The organism is uncultured Pseudoxanthomonas sp., assembly GCF_947498795.1.
Classification (GTDB): Bacteria; Pseudomonadota; Gammaproteobacteria; order Xanthomonadales; family Xanthomonadaceae; genus Pseudoxanthomonas_A.
Window position 1 is genome coordinate 1201609 of the sequence record NZ_CANMLQ010000001.1, and the last position, 20256, is coordinate 1221864.

The 20256-nt window shown below is 67.8% G+C and carries 18 protein-coding genes and 1 other RNA gene; 9 read left to right on the forward strand and 10 right to left on the reverse strand.

Features of this window, described 5'->3' with window-relative positions; all coding sequences use genetic code 11:
- Positions 1-31: 31 nt before the first annotated feature.
- Both Q0907_RS05845 and Q0907_RS05850 read right to left on the reverse strand, forming a co-directional pair.
- Positions 32-1774, reverse strand: coding sequence for a hypothetical protein (locus Q0907_RS05845; RefSeq protein WP_299342466.1), 1743 nt, complete (start codon positions 1772-1774; stop codon positions 32-34).
- A 156-nt stretch (positions 1775-1930) separates the two neighbouring features.
- Entirely contained in the window at positions 1931-3973 is a 2043-nt protein-coding gene (locus tag Q0907_RS05850; RefSeq protein WP_299342468.1) for a hypothetical protein, read from the reverse strand.
- 141 nt (positions 3974-4114) lie between these two features.
- Here Q0907_RS05850 and Q0907_RS05855 point away from each other — a divergent pair, with 141 nt between their 5' ends.
- Complete coding sequence (locus Q0907_RS05855) at positions 4115-5398, forward strand: DUF1343 domain-containing protein (protein ID WP_296280710.1); 1284 nt, start codon at positions 4115-4117, stop codon at positions 5396-5398.
- 92 nt (positions 5399-5490) lie between these two features.
- Here the strand turns inward: Q0907_RS05855 and Q0907_RS05860 are convergent, their stop codons facing one another.
- From Q0907_RS05860 to smpB, 6 genes are all read right to left on the reverse strand, one after another.
- Positions 5491-6114 carry a DUF2894 domain-containing protein gene (locus Q0907_RS05860; RefSeq protein ID WP_299342470.1) on the reverse strand — a complete coding sequence of 208 codons (624 nt, stop codon included), beginning with the start codon at positions 6112-6114 and terminating at the stop codon, positions 5491-5493.
- Positions 6104-6754, reverse strand: coding sequence for an OmpA family protein (locus Q0907_RS05865; RefSeq protein ID WP_299342472.1), 651 nt, complete (start codon positions 6752-6754; stop codon positions 6104-6106). Before Q0907_RS05865 ends, Q0907_RS05860 begins: the two co-directional genes overlap by 11 nt.
- The gene (locus tag Q0907_RS05870) at positions 6751-8838 is read right to left on the reverse strand and encodes a DUF802 domain-containing protein (RefSeq protein WP_299342473.1); all 2088 of its coding nucleotides are present in this window, start codon (positions 8836-8838) and stop codon (positions 6751-6753) included. The genes Q0907_RS05865 and Q0907_RS05870 overlap by 4 nt, the downstream gene beginning before the upstream one ends.
- Positions 8835-9512 (reverse strand): DUF3348 family protein, encoded by a 678-nt coding sequence (locus Q0907_RS05875; RefSeq protein WP_299342475.1) that lies wholly within the window; start codon positions 9510-9512, stop codon positions 8835-8837. Before Q0907_RS05875 ends, Q0907_RS05870 begins: the two co-directional genes overlap by 4 nt.
- Before the next feature lie 123 nt (positions 9513-9635).
- Positions 9636-9989, reverse strand: a transfer-messenger RNA (tmRNA) gene (ssrA, locus tag Q0907_RS05880).
- 210 nt (positions 9990-10199) lie between these two features.
- Positions 10200-10688 carry an SsrA-binding protein SmpB gene (smpB, locus tag Q0907_RS05885; protein ID WP_296280702.1) on the reverse strand — a complete coding sequence of 163 codons (489 nt, stop codon included), beginning with the start codon at positions 10686-10688 and terminating at the stop codon, positions 10200-10202.
- 41 nt (positions 10689-10729) lie between these two features.
- Here smpB and Q0907_RS05890 point away from each other — a divergent pair, with 41 nt between their 5' ends.
- Complete coding sequence (locus Q0907_RS05890) at positions 10730-11158, forward strand: type II toxin-antitoxin system RatA family toxin (RefSeq protein WP_296280700.1); 429 nt, start codon at positions 10730-10732, stop codon at positions 11156-11158.
- A gap of 1 nt (position 11159) precedes the next feature.
- Positions 11160-11408, forward strand: coding sequence for an RnfH family protein (locus Q0907_RS05895; protein WP_299342652.1), 249 nt, complete (start codon positions 11160-11162; stop codon positions 11406-11408).
- Between the two features lie 8 nt (positions 11409-11416).
- Here Q0907_RS05895 and bamE read toward each other — a convergent pair whose 3' ends face one another.
- Positions 11417-11809, reverse strand: a complete 393-nt coding sequence (bamE, locus tag Q0907_RS05900) for an outer membrane protein assembly factor BamE (RefSeq protein ID WP_299342477.1) — start codon at positions 11807-11809, stop codon at positions 11417-11419.
- Positions 11810-11912: 103 nt separating this feature from the next.
- Between bamE and fur the strand changes: the two genes are divergently transcribed.
- Positions 11913-12317 carry a ferric iron uptake transcriptional regulator gene (gene fur / locus Q0907_RS05905; RefSeq protein WP_296280697.1) on the forward strand — a complete coding sequence of 135 codons (405 nt, stop codon included), beginning with the start codon at positions 11913-11915 and terminating at the stop codon, positions 12315-12317.
- 108 nt (positions 12318-12425) lie between these two features.
- On the opposite strand, the gene recN is transcribed toward fur, so the two are convergent.
- Positions 12426-14093: a DNA repair protein RecN gene (gene recN / locus Q0907_RS05910; protein ID WP_299342479.1), complete on the reverse strand. Its 1668-nt coding sequence runs from the start codon at positions 14091-14093 to the stop codon at positions 12426-12428.
- A gap of 91 nt (positions 14094-14184) precedes the next feature.
- On the opposite strand from recN, the gene hrcA reads away from it, so the two are divergent.
- From hrcA to Q0907_RS05935, 5 genes are all read left to right on the forward strand, one after another.
- The gene (gene hrcA / locus Q0907_RS05915; protein ID WP_299342481.1) at positions 14185-15234 is read left to right on the forward strand and encodes a heat-inducible transcriptional repressor HrcA; all 1050 of its coding nucleotides are present in this window, start codon (positions 14185-14187) and stop codon (positions 15232-15234) included.
- A 42-nt stretch (positions 15235-15276) separates the two neighbouring features.
- A complete protein-coding gene (gene grpE, locus Q0907_RS05920; RefSeq protein ID WP_296280692.1) occupies positions 15277-15795 on the forward strand; it encodes a nucleotide exchange factor GrpE in 519 nt (172 codons plus the stop codon).
- 108 nt (positions 15796-15903) lie between these two features.
- Entirely contained in the window at positions 15904-17829 is a 1926-nt protein-coding gene (gene dnaK / locus Q0907_RS05925; RefSeq protein WP_296280691.1) for a molecular chaperone DnaK, read from the forward strand.
- 94 nt (positions 17830-17923) lie between these two features.
- Positions 17924-19042, forward strand: coding sequence for a molecular chaperone DnaJ (gene dnaJ, locus Q0907_RS05930; protein WP_299342483.1), 1119 nt, complete (start codon positions 17924-17926; stop codon positions 19040-19042).
- Between the two features lie 55 nt (positions 19043-19097).
- Positions 19098-20210 (forward strand): prephenate dehydrogenase, encoded by a 1113-nt coding sequence (locus tag Q0907_RS05935; RefSeq protein ID WP_299342485.1) that lies wholly within the window; start codon positions 19098-19100, stop codon positions 20208-20210.
- Positions 20211-20256: the final 46 nt, after the last annotated feature.

The window sequence follows — 20256 nt, forward strand, 5'->3', positions numbered from 1 at the left end:
ACCGGCATAGGCCGATGTCCCGCGTTCCCGCTCAGCGCTTCTTGCGCGGCTTCTGCCCCGCGGTGATCTTCGACACCGAGGCCAGCAGCTCCGCCGACGCGACCATGGACTCCATCGCGCGCTGCAGGCCGGCATGCGCACCTTCCCGCAGCACCTTCTCGATCTGATCGCCTTCCAGCTTGCGCACCGTCTTCTCGTCGGGCTCCGGGAAGGCTTCGCGCAGGGCCACCAGCGCGCTGCCGATGGCGATGTCGAACAACTGCGTGCCATCCAGCCATTCCACGCCATCGAACTTCTCCCGCAGCGGATCCGGTTCGGGCCACCACGGATCGATCTCGGGGATCAGCGGCGGCAGGCGTTCGTACAGCAGGTCGAGCGCAAGCCGGACACCCTGGCAACGGCCAGCGAAGCGACCAAGCACGTCGCGCGCATGCTGGCCGATCAGGCGGATTGCGCCCAGGTCGAGCTTGGCCAGCGGAATGTCGGTCGTGGTCAGTACCGCTTCCATCACGCGTTCGTCCCACAGCAGCGTCCAGTACAGGCGCGAGTTCATGCAGCGGATGCGCTCGGGCCGCGACAACCACACCGCGAGGTTGCGGTAGTAGGACTTGATCTCCTCGAAATGCGCCTGCCCGCTGGCCGACGACAGGAAGCCGTTGCGCCACACATTCCCGGGCGTCAGGCCGCTGTCGTTGAACAGGCCGATCAGGTTGACGTTGACGAAGTGGTGCCAGGTCGCATCGGTGACCACGCGGCCGATGCCGGCGCGGTGGCCGTCGTAGGCGCAGATGCCGCCGAAGGTCTGCGACTGGGTCGGCTGCTTTCCGCCGGAACGCGTGCCGCCGAGCACGCTGTTCCAGGAGACAAGCTCGGGCAGGGGGCGCGGGCCGCCGTCGGTGGCGGCGGGATACTCCGCGCCCAGCGCACCACCGAAGTTGAGGTTCGCGCCTGTCGACGTCGGCTCGAGGCATTCGCCTTCGTGGGGATGATCGGGCATCACGCGGATTACGCCGCGCGGGCCGCACAGCAGCGGGTGCGGGTAGGTGTAGCGGAACAGCCCGTTGCGCCGCGAGTACATGCGCGGCTGGATGGTCTGTGGCACATCGTCGGACTGGTCTTCGAAGGAAGACACGCCCGGCGGCCGGTTGGTGTCGTTGCGACGAGGCCCGGCCATGCTGACTTCGTCTTCGCCGCCGCTCGTGGATTCCCAGCGGCGCATGCCGCGGGCGCGCGGGATCGCATGGCACAGCGCCTTGCCCAACGCGCCGTGGTCGCCGGTGGCGAACACGCCCCCGCCGGCATTCATGAACTGCGTCAACGCGCGCAGCTCGTTGTCGGACAGTCGATCCGACGGATACCCGGCGCCACGGGTGCCGCCGTAGCCGGTGCTGATGCCGAACAGGAAGACCGCGTCGTACATGGCGGTGCCGAAATGCGCGGCATTGTCGAACTTGAAGGACGGGATGCGCTGGGCGATGCGTGTTTCGGCGGACATCAGCTGGCTGCCGGCCACGCTGTTGATATGCGCCAGCGTGATCTCGAAGCGTGCATGGCGTCCCGGCATGGCGAGCAGCGAGCGCACGAAGGTGGACAGGCCGAAATCGCCTTCGGAGAAGTCCAGGCCGCCATCGGCGACCAGCAGCAGCTTGACGGTGCAGGGACGGAGGAACGGCCAGTAGATCTCGGGGTTGATGCGCCAGTCGTCGCGGAAGCGTTCGCGCAGTTCCAGGTGACGCAGGTTTTCTATCGTGAGGGGTGTATCGATGATGGGCATGGTGCTGTCCTTGGCTGGTTGGCTGAGGATCCCTCCTGCACCAGGAACAACGCCGCGTCATGGGTGCGACGGACACACGCGGGGGCGTTACGCCCCGTGTTCATGAAAAATCAGGGTTTTCCTACCTCATCGGCGATGCGATGCGCACGTTCGACGTCATGGCGCTGCGTAGCCCGCAAGGTAGCGGTTCAGGCCGTCCGCGCGCAGTCGCGTCGCTGCGGCTGTCCAGTCGACCGGCGCTCCGCGCTTCAGCGCCTCGAGGGTCGCCACGACCGACAGTTCGACTTCCGGCAGGCCCGCAGCGCCCGCTACGTTGCGGCGCTGCTCGATGGCATCGAACAGCACGGCATTGGCTTCTGCATAGGTCAGGGGTGCCGTGATGCCATGCGCGGCGCGCCACGCGGGAGTCTCAAGCACTGCGTTGACGTGCGACAGGATCAGCCACGTTGCGCGGCCGATCAGCTTCAGATTGCCGGGCTGCACGCTGGTCATCGTGTTGCCGACCACGCGTCCGCGCTTGGCCATCACGCCGGTGGAGTGCGCATTGAGCAGCATCTTCAGCACGATGGTCTGGTTGAGCTCGAACGCATCGCGCTGCGGCACCGTCACTGCGATCACCGGCACGTCACGGGGCAGGGCGTCAAGATCGCGCAGCACGTCCGGTGCGAGCGGCCGCGCCGACACGGACACAAGCACCAGCTCGGCGCCTGCCGCTGCGGCGGCGTCGAGCCATCGGCTGTTCGCCTGCGCGTGCGGTTCGTCGCCCAGCAGGATCAGCGCACCGGAATCGCCCGCCGCCGGTGCATTGCGCTGCATGTTGGCCGGTGAGTACGACAGATCGTAGAGCGCCTGCTGCTCGTCTCCCGCGTTGGCCAGCCCCCGCAACGCGGCTTCCCGCAGATACGGATCGTGTATGCCGTGCTCGAACGGCGGAAGGTACAGCGCCTTGTCGAGGCCGTGGAATGGCCGGTGCAGCAACGCCTGCCACGCCTGTGCGCCATCGGTCGCGGGCGTCCATACCTGGATCCAGGAGCGGCGCTCGGTCGCGTTCACCGGATCGAGCGGGCCGAGCCGGAAGGTCGGCGCCCGTTCGGTCACGTCGACGAACACCGGCATGAGTGCGCGCGTGGCCAGGTAGGTCGCACGTCGGCCGTTCGCATAGCTCCGGGCTTCGCGGTCGGTCCAGGCGGCGAGTTTCGGCGCGGCGGCCGCGGCGGTCTGCTGCAGCGTGGCGAAGCCGCGCAGGCGATCGCCGATGCCGGCGTCGTTGAAGCCGAGCGAGGCGAGTTCGCCGGGCGAAAGTACGTCGCGCAGCAACGCACGCGTCGCATCTTCCAGCACCACGCCCAGCACATACAGGCTGGTGGTGGTGGCCTGCATGCGCGTGGACCCGGTGATCGCCTGGGGTCCGGTCGGCAACGGGATCTTGGTGATCCGCGGATCGTCCAGCACGCGGCGGCTGCGTTCGAACGGCCGCAGTACCGCATCGGGATTGTTGTAGACGAACCAGGTGCGTCGTGCGTCGGCGCCGGCCTGGTCGGCGGCCGCCAGCGCGGTGCCGATCACGGCGGAGGTTTCGCCCCCTTCGGTGACGGCGAAGACCAGGTCGCCGGGCCGGATGTCGTTGTCCTGCAACTGCAGGCGGCCGATCTCGGGGATGTCCTCGAAGCCTTCCAGCGAGGCGATCAGGGCGCGGTCGCCACCGGTGATCTCGCCGCGCACGCGCTCGCCCAGGCCCCGATAGCGGGCCTCGATCTTCGCCATGACGGGCGAGCGGGCTGTGCGTTGCCAGAACGGGCGCCAGAGGCCGCTCTCGATGGTTTCGGCCAGGCGTCCCGTCGAACCGGTGCCGTAGAAGTACAAGCGATGGCCTTCCCGCAGCGCGCGGGTGATCTCGCGCGATGCGGCTTCCAGGGTCGCCAGCCGGGCAGGGTCGTCGGCCACTCCCTGCAGCGCAAGCGCGATGTCTTCGTCCACCGCCAGCAGCGAGGCGAGGCCATCCGCGGTGTCGGCGGCGATGCGCGTGCTCAGGTCGACGCTGCGCGGATGCCGCTGTTCGGTGAGCAGGCTGTGCAGCTGGAACTGCTGCTTGTTCGCCACGAAATCCTGCGACTGCGCCGAGGGCGCCACGCCGAGCCTGTTCGGTGCGGACTGCGATGCTGCAGGGGCCAGCACGCCGGCCATGACAAGGAAAGACATGCTGCGCATGATGCGTTTCGCCGTACGGGACATCGGATCCCTCACTGACAACGGAAGACGGCGTCGGTACCGGCGACTTTCGCGCGGCGCCCGACGCAGGCTGCTATCGTCGTGACAACGATAGCAAACGGTGATGACACTATGGCTCGGTTCCGTCGTCCGCTGCACGCTGCACTGCGCGCGTCCCGCACCTTCGCCGCGCGGGCGCTGCTGTGCCTGGCCTGCGCGGCGCCCGGTGCCGTCGCGCTGGCCGGCGACGATGCGCTTCCTCGGCTCGGCATCGACGTGCTGCTGGAACAGCGGCTGGACCTGTTGCGCGGCAAGCGGGTGGCCCTGGTGACCAACGCCACGGGCGTGGACCGCCAGTTGCGCAGCGATATCGATCGTCTTGCCGCCCATCCCGACGTCGCACTGGTCGCCCTGTTCGGCCCCGAGCATGGCGTGCGTGGCGATGTACAGGCGGGCGACAAGGTCGCCTCGTCGCGCGACCCCGGTACCGGCCTGCCGGTGCACAGCCTGTATGGCGAACACCGTGAGCCGACGGCGGCGATGCTGGCCGGCATCGACGTGATCGTGTTCGACATCCAGGACGTGGGCACGCGCTTCTATACCTATCCCTACACGCTGGCGGGGGTGATGCGGGCGGCGAAGCGCGGCGGCATCCCGGTCGTCGTGGCCGACCGTCCCGACCCCCTTGGAGGCCTGCGGGTGGAGGGGCCGGTCCTGGATCCCTCGCTGGCCTCGTTCGTCGGCCTGTTCCCGATTCCGCTGCGCCACGGCATGACGCTGGGCGAACTGGCCCTGCTGTTCAACACCGAATTCGGTATCGGCGCGGACCTGCATGTCGTGGCGATGGAGGGGTGGCGGCGCGGCGAGGAGCCGCTGCGCGAGGCGCTGCCCTGGGTACCGCCGTCGCCGAACATGCCGACGCCGGACACGGCGCTCGTCTATCCCGGCCTGGGCCTGCTGGAAGGCACCAACGTGTCGGAAGGGCGGGGCACCACGCGTCCGTTCGAAATGCTGGGTGCGCCGTGGGTGGATGCACGCGCGCTCGCCGACCGCCTCAACGCCCTGCGACTGCCGGGTGCGCGTTTCCGTGCCGCCTGGTTCACGCCCTCGTTCTCGAAGCATGCGGGCCTGGCATGCGGCGGGGTACAGGTGCACATCACCGACCGCGCTGCCTTCCGCCCCGTGCGCACGGGCATTGCGGTGCTGAAGGCGTTGCACGAGCAGCATCCGAAGGATTTCGCCTTCCTGTCCGGCGACCCGCCATTCTTCGACCGGCTGTCCGGCGTGCCGTGGCTGCGCGAGGCGATCCTGCGCGGCGATGCCATCGAAGCGATCGAGGCCCGCTGGACGCCGGAGCTCCGGCAGTTCGAGAGGCTGCGGCAGCGGTATCTGCTGTATGCAGAGGCCGCGCAGTAGCCGCATTCTCAGCCTGGACATGCCGTGCGCGCGACGTCAGGGGCGATGGCACGACGCCGGTCGTTCGTCGCGCTTCACACCGGATGACACCCTCAGGCGCGGCGCTTCCGGGTTCGACTGCGGCCGGCGGGCTTGGCGCCTTCGGCAACGCCAGGCGTCAGCGCGGCGAGTGCGTGCTGCATCTGCTCCAACGACGACAGGGTGTCGGCATAAGCGATGAAGTGCTGCAGGTAGTCCGGAGAAACGTCGCGCATCAGGTGCAGGGCGCGGTGGACGAGGGTGGCCGAATTGAGCGGGCCGGCATCGGCAGGCAGGTCCTCGAGCGTGGCGCGCAGCTGGCTGTCCGTGCGCACGCGTGTCCACAGGCGGCGGGCTTCGTCGAGTACGGGCGGCGCCTGGCCCGGTGAAGGCGCGTCGGCGCAGGCGATCGGCGTGCGCTGTTGCAGGGCAGCCGCGAGCGTCCGCAGTGCACGCGCGCCATCATCCCGCATGCGTGCGGTGGCCGCGCGCGGCGACCAGGCATCGAGGTCGTCGGCGTAGGACGCGATCAGATCCGACAGCCGTGCATCGAGCAGGCGGCGGGCTTCGCCTTCGTGCGCACGGGCACGCGAGGCGAGCGCATCGATGAAGGCGAAACGCATGGGGTCCATGCGGTCGGCGCCGCGCATGCGCCACGCCTGCAACCGGGCCGGCGCGGAGAGCGCGTCACCGTCCATGCGGGGCGACGTCGCGCTTGGGGGGGCGGGGGATCGGGGCGATCTCCACGCGGCGGTTGCGCGCGCGGCCTTCGTCGCTGTCGTTGGGGCTCACCGGTTGTTCCGCACCGAAGGCGGCGGCGAATACCGATCCAGAGGGCACGCCCTCGGCGATCAGCGTGCGGGTGACCGTCAGCGACCGCTGTGCCGACAGTTCCCAGTTGTCGGCGAACTGGCGGTTGTTGCCGCTGACCTGGCGATCGTCGGTGAACCCGCTGACCATCAGGATTTCGTCGCGCGTACGCAGGTAGCCCGCGAGCGGTGCCGCAAGCCCCTTCAGCAGCTCGCGCCCCTCCGGCTGCAACTGGTCCGAGTTCAGGGCGAATAGCACGTTGCCGCGGATACCGATGCGGCCGTCTACCAGCGTGACGCGCCCTTCGGCCAGCGGTTCCGCAAGTGCCTCTTCCAGCGCCTTGCGCTGCTGGGCCTCCAGCTCGCGCCGGCGCACTTCCTCGTCCAGCCGTTGCGACAACTGCGCCTGCACGGCGATCACGCCGACCAGCACGAGTACGAAGGCGCCCAGCAACACCGACATCAGGTCGCCGAAGCTCGCCCAGACGGGCGCGCCGAGGTCGGCGTCGTCTCCGGTTTCGACGCTCACGCGGCTTCCGCCGGCTGTGCGCCGCCCAACTGCTGCAGGTCGAGGGTGATCTGCCGCTGTGCGGCCAGGCTGAGATCGATGACTTCGCGCGCCTGCGCCACGTAGTAGGCCAGTTGGTCGTCGCTGCGCGCCAGCGACCGGTCGAGCGCGCCTTCGATGCCCTGCAGGCGATCCAGCAACGCTTCGTTGGACTGGCCGAACCGCTGCACGGCGGTGCCGAGCGCGTCGCCCAGGCTGGCCACTTCGGTGGCGCCCGCGGCGATCTGGGCGGCGATGCCGCCGAGTTTGTCCGTTTCGGCTTCGACACGATCGGTGAAGCGGGTGCCGACGCGATCGAGGAGGTCGGCCGAAGTGGCGACCAGGGCATCGATGGCGCCGCGCTGCTCGGTGGAGGCGTGGTTCACCGCATCGAGCAGCGTCTGCAGCGTTTCCATCAGCTGGTTGCGTTCCTGCAGCATGGCGGTGTCGCGGACCATGCTGTCGGACAGCGTTTGGCGAAGCTCGGCGATGACGTCGGCGGCGGCGCGCGGGGCTTCCGAAGCCGCCTGCACCAGCTGTGAGATCTCGGCGATGGTCTGCGTGGCATGCGACTGGGCCTGGGCGGTGATCTCGTGCGACGTGCGTGCCAGAGCATCGCCGATGTCCTGCTGCAGGCGGACGGTCTGCGCGCCGGCCTGTTCCCATTGCGCCTGCAGCGAGGCGCCGGTGGAGGCCAGCCTTTCCGCCCAGATGGCCAGACGCGCCTCGTCCTGCGACGCCAGCGCTTGCTGTACGGCGACGTGGGAGTGGCCGATGGCGTCCAGCAACTGGCTCGCATGGCGCTGTACGTCTGCGACGTGGGTAGCCAAGGCCTGCTCGTGGCGTGCGGCGATACCGGCGCTGGCGGCGTCCTGTCGCGCCAGTGCCTGGTCCCAGCGGTCCGACAGGGTCGCGGCGTTCTGCTGGAACTGCGCCGCAACACCTTCGATCAAGGCGGACGAGCGCGCTTCGAACGTGCCCGACAGTCGCTCGGTCAGCGCCCGCATCTCGTCGGTGAGCGCCGCATTGGATCGCTGCTGCTGCGCGATGGCGGTGGTCCAGGTCGCCGCCGCGGCGGCGTTGGCGGCATCGAAGCCCGCGTTCAAGCCGTCAAGTTGGCGCTGCACCGCCTGCGTGACGGTCGCCTGCATCGCGCTGCTCTCGCGCGCCAGACCCGCCAGAGTGGCCTCGGTACTCGGTTGCAGCGCGGCCACGACGGCGCGTGCGCTCGCGTCGACGCCGTTCTTCAGCACGCCTTCCAGCGTGCTGGCCAACTGCGCCTGCGCGGCTTCGGTGCGGTGATGGAAATCGCTCTGGCTGGCCATCAGCCGCTCGCCGGCGGCGGCGTTCTGCGTTTCGATCGACGCGACCATCGCCTGCAGGCGTTCGACCAGGTCCGGCATCAGCGCAGCCTGCTGTTGCAGCAGGCGGAAGGATTCTTCGCGCTTGAACGACTGCGAGTGGACATGCAGCGACGTCGCGATCTCGGCATCCAGCAGGTGCACGGCCTGCAGCCGCTCGCGCCGGCACAGGGCGGCCAGCAGCCCGAGCACGGCAGACGTGGCCACGCCGGCGATGGACGTACCGAACGCGAAACCCAGTCCCTTGACCGGTGCGGCCAGCGAACCGCGGATCGCATCGATGTCGGTCGCGCTTTCCAGCGCCAGACCGGTACCGCGCAGCGTTGCCATCATGCCCAGCAGCGTGCCCAGCATGCCCAGCAGCACCAGCAGCCCCACCAGATAGGGTGTCAGTGCCGGAGCGGGCAACGCGGTGCGCTCGCCCTCGATGCGCTGGCGCACCGAGGGGCGCAGGCTCGCCGGCAACGAGGCCAGCCAGGTCGACAGGCCATTGCCGGCGGTGGACGTATCCGCCACCGCGCGCCGCAACGTGTCCGTCGCCTGGCGGTAGCGGTGCAGTTCCAGCGCGCCCGCGGCATAGCACAGGCCGATCACCAGGGTGACCACCACGCCGAGTGCGTGCGTGCCGATATACCCGATCCCGATCCAGGCGACGATGGCAAGACCCAGCAGGAACAGGGCGGCGGGAAACAGATGTCGGTTCATGGTGTTCCGGAAGCGTGCGAAGAACGAAGCGCGGCGAGCAGCGCGTCGATGGGATGGAAGCGGACATCCAGCTCGGCGAGGAGAATGTCCTGCAGGTCGCGGCGGAAGGTGGCGAGCCAGGTGGCGTCTGTCGAGGCGGCGGCGCCCCTCAGTCGATCAAAATGCTGGCAGAGCAGGGCCGGGGTCGCCGCCAGCAGTGCCTGCTCCCGCGGACTTAGCGTCGTCTCCATCACGGCATCGACCTCGGCCAGCCGCGCCTGTGTCGCCGTGCCCGCCGCCAGTGCATCACGCAATCTCCCGCGCAACTGGCCGGTCGTCGCCTGCATCGCGCGCTGGAGGTCCAGGCAATGGCGACGGAAAGGCGCGACATCCTCCCCCGGCCATGTGTCGAGTCGGTCAGTGCGCATGATGGCACCCCGCAAGGTCGCCCGCGCGCGCGCGCAGGCGGTCGCCTCGTCGTCGAACCGGACCGTGCGGTCTTCGGTGACCGGCGTTCCATCCAGCGCGCGGGACAGCGCGATGGCACGGTTCCAGTCGAGCCATTTGCCCAGCCTCTCCGACAGGGAGGGCGCAGGCGAGGTCGGGTCGAGATCGCCCAGCCGGGCGAGTCGTCGGACGAAGGCGGGGGCCGAAACGGCCCTCCGTTGCTGCGGTGAAGCCACGAAGACGCTCAAAAAAGACGACGATTTTACAGGATGCGCCAAGCCCGCTGGCCGGTAAGACGCCCAATCTGAGGCGAGGGCCCTGCCAGAGACAAAGAAAAAGCCGGGACCTTGCGGTTCCGGCTTCTCTTCAAATGGTGGAGGTGGGCGGAATTGAACCGCCGTCCGAAGGCACTCCATCCCCGGTACTACATGCTTATCCCGCCGTTGGATCTCGTCCTGCGACAGCACGGTGGGCGAAGCGCACCGCAGGACCAGCCTGTTCTAGGTTGACCGGGTGCTGACAGGCAGCCACTCCCGGCGATTCCGTGATAATGACCTTACGCTGCGAGCACGGACACAAGCAGTTTCAGGGCTTACGCCTTAAGCGGCGAGAGCGTAGTTGTCGTCGTTGGCAACTAGAGTTTTGCCGCTGGATTTACGAGGAAAGCTGCCCCCTCGGCATGCACCAGGCAACTTCGCAACCCCCGTCGAAGCCAGTGCACCCCCGGGAGTCAGAAACGTCCTGACGAATAGCAGTGTAGGGCCGGCTACCTCGCTTCACAAGGCGCAGCGACGGCGATGTTCAGCCTCGTGAGGCCAAGCCCCCTGGTAAGGGGGCGAATTCGCGCGTCAGCGCGAATGGGGGATCGGAAGCAAGCGTTGGGGCCCGAGATTCGCGTAGCGAATCTTGGGATTCCATCGCGTTGTGCGATGAAATCACGCATCCTTGTTGTGCCGGCGCATGACACGGGACTTCTCGCGGGCCCAGTCGCGGTCCTTCTCGCTGGCGCGCTTGTCGTGCGTCTGCTTGCCCTTGGCCAGTGCCAGTTCGGCCTTCACCTTGTTGCCTTTCCAGTACAGCGACGTCGGCACCAGGGTGTAGCCGTCGCGCTCGACCTTGCCGATGAGGCTGTCGATTTCGTTCCGGTGCAACAGCAGTTTGCGCGTGCGCCGATCGTCGGCGACCGTGTGGCTGGATGCCTGGATCAGCGGGGTGATCTGCGCACCGAACAGGAAGATTTCGCCCTGCCGGATGATGGCGTAGGCCTCGGTGATGTTGGCGCGGCCCGCGCGGATCGCCTTGAGTTCCCAGCCCTGAAGGGCGAGGCCCGCTTCGTGCCGCTGCTCGAGGTGGTACTCGTGACGGGCGCGCTTGTTCAGCGCGATCGTGCCCGTTGCTTTATTCTTGTCCGGTTTCTTTGCCATCCTTCCTATTGTCGCCGAAGGCGGAACCCTACGCGAGCCACATGCACACGATCCGCCGCAGCGCCCTGGTCGAACACTCGGCCACCCGGATGTTCGACCTGGTCAACGACGTGGCGGCCTACCCGCGCCGTTTCGACTGGTGCAGTGCGGCCGAGCTGAGGGAGCAGGGCGACCAGCGGCTGGTCGCGCGGCTGGACCTTGGGTTCGGCTCGCTGAGGACCTGGTTCACCACCGAGAACGTGCTGGACCGCCCGCACCGCATCGACATGAACCTGGTGGATGGGCCGTTCCGCAAGCTGCACGGGCGCTGGGATTTCCATGCACTGGACGAATCCGCCTGCAAGGTCACGCTGACGCTGGAGTTCGAGCCGTCGAGCCGGTTGCTGGCCCCGGCGATGGCGCTGGGTTTCCAGGGACTGGCCGACCGAATGGTGGACGATTTCGTGCGCGCCGCCGATCGCGGTGAATGACGTGCGGGTGGAGGTGATCCGGGCATGGCCGCACCGGTTCGACTCCGTCGTGCTCAGCCTTCCGCCCGGTGCCACCGTAGCGGATGCGGTTTCAGCCAGCGGATTTGCCGAAGCCGCTCATCCGGCCGTGGCGATCCATGGCGTGATCGCGACGCCGGACACCGTGCTCAACGACAACGACCGCGTGGAAGTGCTGCGGCCGTTGCAGACCGATCCGAAGGAAGCGCGCCGTCGTCGGGCGCGCGGCTAGGCGACGCCTCAGCGGCGGCGGCCCTTCTTCTTTTCCTTGGCGAGGTTGGGGCCGAACTTGCGCACGTCTCGCGAAAGTTGCAGGTCCGCCTCGGGGAAATACTCGCCCTCCCAACTGGCGAGCGTGTCGCCATTGAAGATCAGGGTGAGGTTCTTGATGTCGGTCGTGCCGCGGCGATTGGTGCGGTTGCTCGCGGTGTAGTCCCAGCGGTCGGCATGGAACGGGTCGGCGATCGACGGACTGCCGAGCAACGACTGCACCTGCTGCTTCGTCTGCCCGGCCTGCAGCTGGTCCACGGCCGTTTTCTCGATCAGGTTGCCCTGGTAGATCGGCTGCTTGTAGAGGATGCCGCAGCCAGCGGTGGCGGAAGCGAGAACGGCAACCAGCAGGAATTTGCGCATTGGGACAGGTACGGTGGGAAACCGGGCCGATGATACACTCCCCCGGACCGCCGCAACCGAGCTTCAGGCAGCTGGCGCTAAACCGAGAGTGAACGGAGACGCCATGGAATCGCAGGACCTTCGCAAAGTCGGCCTCAAGGTCACCCATCCACGCATGCGCATCCTGGAATTGCTGGAACAGAAGAACTCCCAGCATCATCTGAGCGCGGAAGACATCTACCGGCAGCTGCTGGACCATGGCGACGAAATCGGGCTGGCGACGGTGTATCGGGTCCTGACCCAGTTCGAGGCCGCCGGCCTGGTGCTGAAGCACAACTTCGAAGGCGGACAGGCCGTGTACGAACTGGATCGCGGCGGTCACCACGACCACATGGTCGACGTGGATACCGGCAAGATCATCGAATTCGAAAGCAGCGAGATCGAGAAGCTGCAGCGCGAGATCGCCGCCAAGCACGGCTACGAGCTGGAAGAGCACTCGCTGGTGTTGTACGTGCGGAAGAAGCGCTGACAGCTGGAGATTTTCCGGCTCGGGATGTGGAAGCGACGTAAGTCGCGAAGCGGCATCGGCGGGGCCTGATCGCGACCTGCGTCGCTCCCACAGTAGGCAGCCGGGCTGTCAGACCGCGTTCGCCAGCAGCCGCTTGGCCGCCGCGTGGGCTTCCTTGCTGACCTCCACGCCGCCCAGCATGCGCGCGAGTTCCTCTTCACGCTGCTTCGCTCCCAGCTTCTCGACCGCGCTTTGCGTCATGCCGTCCACCGGGGCCTTGCTGACCCGGTAGTGCGCGTGTCCCTGCGCCGCGACCTGCGGGAGGTGGGTGACGCACAGCACCTGCCGTTGGGTCCCTAGCGCCCGCAGCTTCTGTCCAACGATCTCGGCGACCGCGCCACCGATGCCGGTGTCGACTTCGTCGAAGACCATGGTCGGCACGGCGTCCACCCCGAGCGCAGCCACTTCGATCGCCAGCGAAATGCGCGCGAGTTCGCCGCCCGAAGCCACCTTTCGCAGCGGGCGCGGCGGCTGCCCTGCATTGGCCGAGACCAGGAATTCGACCCGCTCGGCGCCGGCAGGATCGGGGCGATCGCCTTCCTGGGGGTCCAGCGCGATCTCGAAACGGCCGCCGCCCATGCCCAGTTCGGCAATCAGGGCGGTAGTGGTATCACCCAGTGATGCGGCCGCGCGGACACGCGAGCGGCTCAGGGATGCCGCGGCGCTGCGCCACTGCTCCCGGGCCGCATCGATCTCTCCGTTCAGCTGGACCAGGCGTTCGCCGGCGCCGCGTAGCGACTCCAGTTCGGCGGCTAGCCGGTCGTGCTGCTCCTGCAGGCCCTCCAGCGGCACGCGATGCTTGCGGGCGAGGTCGTGGACGCGGGCCAGCTTGCGCTCCAGCGCGTCGAACTGCAGCGGTTCGCCGTCGAGGTCGTCGCGCACCTGGCCAAGCACGGACAGTGCTTCCTCGATCTGGATCGCCGCACCGTCGAGCAGCGCATCCACCTCGCGCAGGCGCGGCTCGTGCTCGGCTTGCCGCCCGAGATCGGCGCGCACCTGTTGCAACTGCCGGGTGAGCGAGGGCGTTTCGTCGCTGGCCAGTTCGCCCAGGGCCGCATCGCAGGCCTGGATCAGGCCGGCCGCGTGCGCCTGCCTGCGATGGCTGGCGACCAGCGCTTCCAGCGCAGCCGGCGAAAGATCCTCCCGCTGCAACTCCGAGAGCTGGTGTTCCAGATAGTTGATGCGGTCGGAGACATCGCCTTGGCCCGAAAGTAGTTCGCGTTCGCGCAGCAGCGCAGTCCAGGATCGCGCCGCGTCGCGTACCGTGGCGCGCTCGCGGTCGTTGCGCGCGAAGGCGTCCAGCAGGTCCAACTGGCTGTTGCGGGCCAGCAGCGCCTGGTGTTCGTGCTGGCCATGGATTTCCACCAGCCGGGCGGCCAGTTCGGTCAGCTGGGACAGCGTCACGCTGCGGCCATTGATCCACGCGCGGGAACCGCCGTCGGCACGGATCACCCGGCGCAGCTGGCACTGGCCGTCGTCGTCCAGTTCGTTCTCGGCAAGCCACGCCTGTGCTGGCGACCCGGTCGAGGGGGAGAATTCGGCCGACAGCTCCGCCCGCTCGGCGCCATGACGGACCACGCCGCTGTCTGCACGCAGGCCGGACAGGAACCCCAGCGCATCGACCAGCAACGATTTGCCGGCGCCGGTTTCACCGGAAATGACGGTCATGCCGTCGCCGAATTCCAGTTCGGCCGCACGGACGACGGCGAAATCCTTGAGGGCGAGATGTCTGAGCATGCGGCGGATTGTAAGCGGTGGCGGCTCAGCGTCTGAGACGTCCCGGGCGCGCCGGCTTGCAAAGAAGGGGGAGCGACGTTATCTAGCGGGCATGCATCCGCCATCGCCCCCGCTGGATCCGCGCGCCCGCCAGCTGCTGCGGACGCTGATCTCGCGCTACATCCGCGATGGCGAGCCGGTGGGGTCGCAGACGCTGGCCCGCCATGCGGGGCTGGAGGTGAGCCCGGCGACCATCCGCAACATCCTGTCCGAGCTGGAAGAGGTCGGACTGCTGAGTTCCCCGCATACCTCGGCCGGCCGCATTCCCACCGCCCAGGGTTATCGGGTGTTCGTGGACAGCCTGGTGCAGGTGAAGTCGCTGGGGGACGGCGAAGTCGCGCGGCTGCGGGCCGAACTGGCCACGGGGACGGGGACCCAGGCACTGCTGGGCAACGCTTCGGAACTGCTGTCGGCGATGACCCACTTCGTCGGCGTGGTCAGCGTGCCCCGGCGCGAACAGTTCGCCTTCCGCTACATCGATTTCGTGCCGCTGGATGGGCAGCGGGTGATGGCCATCCTGGTCTTCGCCGACAACGATGTGCAGAACCGGGTCATCGAGACCCGTCGGCCCTACGAGCGGTCGGAACTTGAGCGCATCGCGAACTACCTGAACACCCAGTTCGCCGGGCGACCCCTGGCCGAAATCCGGGCCAACCTGCTGCGGGACCTGCGCCGCGCGCAGACGGAGATGGAAGGCCTGCTGGCCGAGTCGATCGAGCTGGCCGAACAGGCCCTCACGCCGCCGGGCGACGATGTGGTGCTGGCGGGCCAGACCCGGCTCATGGGGGTGCAGGAGCTGTCCGATCTGGAACGCCTGCGCGACCTGTTCGAGGCGTTCGCCCGCAAGCGCGAAATCCTGCAACTGCTCGAGCGCACGATCCGCGCCCCGGGGGTGCGCATCTTCATCGGCGAGGACACCGGGCTCGCGCCGCACGATGGCGTGTCGGTGGTGACGGCGCCCTACATGGCGGGCGGGCAGGTGCTCGGCGTGCTGGGAGTGATCGGGCCCACGCGCATGGCGTATGACCGGGTCATTCCGGTGGTGCAGGCGGCGGCCGATGTACTGGGTGCGGCCTTGAATCCGGATGCGCCGGCCCCATAGGTTGGGGCTTGGGCGGCCGGACTTGCCGCGATGGGACCCGAAATGAACCAACACGACCACGATTCCGACCTGGACCAGGGCCACGACCCGCAGGACACCGACAGCGCGCTGATCGCCGAGCTGGAAACCCTCCGCAATGAACTCGACCAGCTGCGTGCCACTACGCTGCTGGAGCGCGCCGACCTGGAGAACCAGCGCAAGCGCGTGGCCCGCGACATCGAGCAGGCCCGCAAGTTCGCCAACGAACGCCTGCTGGGCGACCTGCTGCCCGTTTTCGACAGCCTGGACGCCGGCCTGGCCGCGGCAGGCGCCGAGCCGAGTCCCCTCAAGGACGGACTGGAGCTGACCTTCAAGCAGTTGCTGAAGGTGGCCGGCGACAACGGCTTGACCCTGCTGGACCCTACGGGCGATGCCTTCAACCCCGAACACCATCAGGCGATCAGCCAGGCCGATGCGCCGGGCGCCGCGCCCGGCAGCGTGGTGCAGGTGTTCCAGAAGGGCTACCTGCTCAACGGACGCCTGCTGCGCCCGGCCCTGGTGGTCGTGGCGAAGCACGACTGAACGTCTGCGCGACGGCGCTTGAACGGCGCCATCGCACCCCTATATCGGGACCATCCACCCGGCCGAGCGCCGGATCCAAACAGAATTTGCTAGGGAGCGAGAACCACCATGGGCAAGATCATCGGCATCGACCTCGGCACGACCAACTCGTGCGTGGCGATCATGGACGGCGGCAAGGCCCGCGTCATCGAAAACTCGGAAGGCGACCGCACCACGCCCTCGATCGTGGCGTACACGAAGGACGGTGAAGTGCTGGTCGGCGCCTCGGCCAAGCGCCAGGCCGTGACCAATCCGAAGAACACCTTCTACGCGGTGAAGCGCCTGATCGGCCGCAAGTTCACCGACGCGGAAGTGAAGAAGGACCTGGACCTGGTGCCCTACGGCATCGTCGCGCACGACAATGGCGACGCCTGGGTACAGACCAGCGACGGCAAGAAGATGGCGCCGCAGGAGATCTCCGCGCGCGTGCTGGAAAAGATGAAGAAGACGGCGGAAGCCTTCCTGGGCGAGACCGTCACTGAAGCCGTCATCACCGTGCCGGCCTACTTCAACGACAGCCAGCGCCAGGCGACCAAGGACGCGGGCAAGATCGCCGGCCTGGACGTCAAGCGCATCATCAACGAGCCCACCGCGGCCGCGCTGGCCTATGGCCTGGACAAGGGCGAAGGCGGTGCTGACCGCAAGATCGTCGTCTACGACCTGGGTGGCGGCACCTTCGACGTGTCGATCATCGAGATCGCCAATGTCGACGGCGAGAAGCAGTTCGAAGTGTTGGCGACCAACGGCGACACCTTTCTGGGTGGCGAAGACTTCGACAAGCGCGTCATCGACTACCTCGTCGAGGAATTCCAGAAGGACCAGGGCATCGACCTGCGCAAGGATCCGCTGGCCCTGCAGCGCCTGAAGGACGCCGCCGAGCGCGCCAAGATCGAGCTGTCCAGCTCGCAGCAGACCGAAGTGAACCTGCCGTACGTCACCGCCGACGCCTCGGGCCCGAAGCACCTCAACATCAAGCTCACCCGCGCCAAGCTGGAAGCGCTGGTCGAAGACCTGGTGAAGAAGACCATCGAGCCGTGCCGCATCGCGCTGAACGACGCCGGCTTGCGCGCCAGCGATATCGGCGAAGTCATCCTCGTCGGCGGCCAGACCCGCATGCCGAAGGTGCAGCAGGCCGTGGCCGAGTTCTTCGGCAAGGAACCGCGCAAGGACGTCAATCCCGATGAAGCCGTGGCGCTGGGCGCCGCGATCCAGGGCGGCGTGCTGGCCGGCGACGTCAAGGACGTGCTGCTGCTCGACGTCACCCCGCTGAGCCTGGGCATCGAGACGCTGGGTGGCGTGTTCACCAAGATCATCGAGAAGAACACCACCATTCCGACCAAGGCCTCGCAGACCTTCTCCACTGCCGAGGACAACCAGTCCGCGGTGACGGTGCACGTGCTGCAGGGCGAGCGCGAACAGGCCCGCTTCAACAAGTCGCTGGCCAAGTTCGACCTGTCCGGCATCGAGCCGGCGCCGCGCGGCATGCCGCAGGTGGAAGTGTCGTTCGACATCGACGCCAACGGCATCCTGCACGTGTCGGCCAAGGACAAGAAGACCAACAAGGAACAGAAGGTCGAGATCAAGGCCGGTTCGGGCCTGTCCGAGGACGAGATCGCGCGCATGGTGGCCGACGCCGAGGCGCACCGCGAAGAGGACAAGAAGTTCCAGGAACTGGTGCAGGCGCGCAATCAGGCCGATGGCTTGCTGCACGCCACCCGCAGTGCCATCACCGAGCACGGCAGCAAGGTGCCGGGTGACGTGATCGGACGCGTCGAATCCGCCATCGCCGAGCTGGAGACGGCGATGAAGGGCGACGAGAAGGCGCAGATCGAAGCCAAGTCGAAGGCGCTCGAAGAAGCGGCCCAGTCGCTGTACGCGGCTGCGGCGTCGACCGAGCAGCCCGGTGGCGGCGCCGGTCCCGCCGGCGGTGCATCAGCCGGCGCGGACGACGTGGTCGACGCCGAGTTCACCGAAGTGAAGGACGACAAGAAGTAATCCCGGCCCACGGGATGCGGCGGACGGGAGACGTGGCCTGCCACGGCCTCCCGTTTTGCCATCCGGCGAACCTGCGAGACCAGCCTGACGACACATGAGCAAGCGCGATTACTACGAAGTCCTGGGCGTGGCCAGGGACGCCAGCGATGAGGACCTGAAGAAGGCCTATCGTCGTTGTGCGATGAAGCACCACCCCGACCGCAACCCCGGCGATGCCGCGGCCGAAGCGGCGTTCAAGGAGTGCAAGGAGGCGTACGAGGTGCTGTCCGACGGCGCCAAGCGACGCACCTACGACGCGCACGGACATGCGGCATTCGAGCATGGCATGGGCGGTGGCGGTCCCGGCGGTCCGGACATGGGCGACATCTTCGGGGACATCTTCGGCAACATCTTCGGCGGAGGTGGCGCGCGTGCCGCCCGACGGGGCGCCGACGTGGGCTACGTCATGGAGCTCGACCTGGAGGAAGCGGTCGCGGGCATCGAGAAGCGCATCGAGATTCCGTCGCTGGTCGCATGCGAGCCCTGCAAGGGCTCGGGCTCGGCGGACGGGAAGGTCGAGACCTGTGGCACCTGCGGCGGTCGCGGCAACGTTCGCATGCAGCGCGGCATCTTCGCCATGCAGCAGGCCTGTCCGGCCTGCGGCGGGCGCGGCCAGACCATCAAGAATCCCTGCACCGAGTGCCATGGCGCCGGTCGCGTGGAGGAAGAGAAGGTCCTGTCGGTCAAGATCCCGGCCGGCGTGGACAATGGCGACCGCATCCGCCTGACCGGCGAAGGCGAAGCGGGCCCTCCGGGCACGCCGCCGGGCGACCTGTACGTGGAAGTGCGCGTGCGCGAGCACGACATCTTCCAGCGCGATGGCGACGACCTGCACTGCGAGGTGCCGATCCGCATCTCGCAGGCGGCGCTGGGCGATACCGTGCGCGTTCCGACGTTGAGGGGCGAGGCGGAGATCCGCATTCCCGCCGAAACCCAGACCGGAAAACTGTTCCGCCTGCGCGGCAAGGGCGTGAAATCGGTGCGCAGCCGCAGCGAGGGCGACCTCTATTGCCGCGTGGTGGTGGAAACCCCCGTCAACCTGACCGGCGAACAGCGCGAGCTGCTGGAGAAGTTCGAAGCCACCTTCAGCGGCGAGGAAGCGCGCAAGCACTCGCCGAAGTCGGCGACGTTCCTCGACGGCGTGAAGGGCTTCTGGGACCGCATGACGTCCTGACGACGGGACGCGCCGGCTTGCTTCTAGAATGGGGCTCCTTCGTGGAGCCCTTTTCGTGCCCGGACCCCTCATCGGCATCGTCGGCAGTGCAGGCGCCTATGGCCGCTGGCTGCAGCAGTTCTTCCGCAACCGCATGGCCCTGGAGGTGATCGGCCATGATCCCGCCGATCCGTCTTCCACGGACGAGGCGGACCTGGTCCGCCGTGCCGACGTACTTCTGTTTTCCGCACCCATCCGGGCGACGGTGTCGCTGATCGAGCGTTACGTGGACCTGGCGGGCGGCGGCGAGAGCGGGAAGCTGTGGCTCGACGTGACGTCGATCAAGGCCGCGCCGGTGGCCGCCATGCTGCGGTCCCGGGCCGAGGTCGTTGGCCTGCACCCCATGACCGCCCCGCCCAAGTCGCCGACGCTGAAGGGCAGGGTGATGGTGGTGTGCGAGGCGCGGCTTGACCGCTGGCGTCCGTGGCTGACCGCGCTGCTCGAGGCGTTGGACGCCGAATGCGTGGAGGCCACCCCGGAACAGCACGACCGCGTGATGGCACTGGTGCAGGCCATGGTGCATGCGACGCACCTGGCGCAGGCGGGCGTGCTGAGGGGACAGGCCGACAGGGTAGGCGATCTCGCCTCGGTGATGCCTTTCCGTTCGGCCTCCTTCGAGATGGATGCCGCGATCATCGCGCGCATCCTGTCGTTGAACCCTGCGATCTACGAAGACATCCAGTTCGGCAATCCACATGCGTCCGAGGTCCTGCGCGCGCTCGGACAACAGGTGGCCCGGATGGCCGCGTTGGTGGAAGAAGGCGGCGACGCCGCACGCGAGGCCTTCCGCAACGAGTTCCTGCACGACAACCGCGAAGCGGTGGGTGCCGCTGCGCTCGCGGAGGGCAACTACCACTACGAGCGCATCGGCTACCTGCTGGCCGATCTGTCGGTGGACAAAGCGCTCAGCGTTCACCTGCCGCAGGACCGGCCCGGCTCGTTGCGCAGCCTGCTGCATGTGTTCGAGCGACACGACGTCAGCCTGTCGTCCATCCATTCGTCGCGCACGCCAGAGGGTGACGTGCATTTCCGGATCGGATTCGACACGGGCATCGACGCGGAGGCGTTGCAGCGCGCCGTCGCCGAAATCGCGGAGACCGGTATCGGTCGGATCGTGTCGTCCGCCTGATAGACCATCGAACCCGCCGATCGCCATGTAAACCCGTTTACTCGAC